The following is a 1,128-nucleotide window of genomic DNA, read 5'->3' as shown; positions in this document are numbered from 1 at the left end:
AGCACCCCGCAACCTTCTCCGAGTCCTGTTCCATTTGCATCCTGATCAAATGTTTTACTTCTCCCATCAGGAGAAAGTACCTCGGCATTGCTCAGTAAAACATATAATTTTTCGTCCAGCAGAATGTCTACACCTCCGGCCAGCGCAAAATCGGCCTGACCTGAACGTAATGCTTTTACGGCAAGGTCTATGGCCGTCAGCGAGCTGCTGCAGGCCGTATCTACTACCATATTCGGACCATGAAGGTTATAAATATGCGCCAGATGGGCGGTAATGAAATTCTGTCCGATGCCCGCAAGCATATCTTTGTGAACTTCGCTGACCTTTTCCTGGAAGCTGCCGGAACGGCTCCCTGCATAAACCCCCACACGTTTCCCCCAGATATCAGATTTGCTGTAACCAGCATCGGCCATTGCCTCTGCACTTACTTCAAGCCATTGCCTTTCCAGCGGATCGATCAAACCTGCCAGATCCGGACTAATCCCGAAATATCCGGGATCAAAACCGGTGATATCTTCCAGAAAACCACCCCATTTACTGACACTTTTCCCCCGTTGTTTGCCTCCTGCAGCATAATACACGGAAGTGTTCCATCTTTCTGAAGGCACTTCGCGGATACTGTCATGCCCCTGTTTAAGGTTCTCCCAGAAAGTTGCGAGATCCGGCGCATCAGGGAAATGACAGGCCATTCCGATCACGGCGATGGGAACATGGTCATAATTTCCGTTCGCCCCTGCAACAGGATCCTTCGATAGGATCTTATGCGCTAATCTGGCATCCCCCGGTGATCCGGGATCGTTTACAGATCCTGCTTGATTCATTGGCAGGGCAGCAGTTGCTTTGCCCTGGCTTATCCACACATGATTACCCTGATATTCCTGCAAGACTGAGGACAATGCCTCCTGATAATGTTCCTGCAAATATTTACTCAGCATGCTGATGTTTGGATATTCCAGAATCACCATTGGAGAAATACTTACATCCGGTATTTGTTGTTCCAGTCTTTTTACCAGTTGTGCAAGGATGACCGAATCAACTCCATATTCCTGAAACGCAATATCTTCTTCCAGCTTATTTGCCGGTATTTTCAATTCTATACTGACCTGGTCAGTCAGCCATTCATTAAGA

The 1,128-nt window shown here is 48.0% G+C and carries 1 protein-coding gene; it reads right to left on the bottom strand.

The window, feature by feature from the left end; genetic code table 11:
* Positions 1–1,128 (bottom strand): acyl carrier protein (locus DBR43_RS32855; protein WP_233603335.1); only part of this gene is annotated, 1,128 nt, incomplete at both ends.

This window comes from Pedobacter sp. KBW06, from assembly GCF_003852525.1.
Classification (GTDB): Bacteria; Bacteroidota; Bacteroidia; order Sphingobacteriales; family Sphingobacteriaceae; genus Pedobacter.
This window is presented reverse-complemented; position numbering and strand designations above follow the sequence as displayed.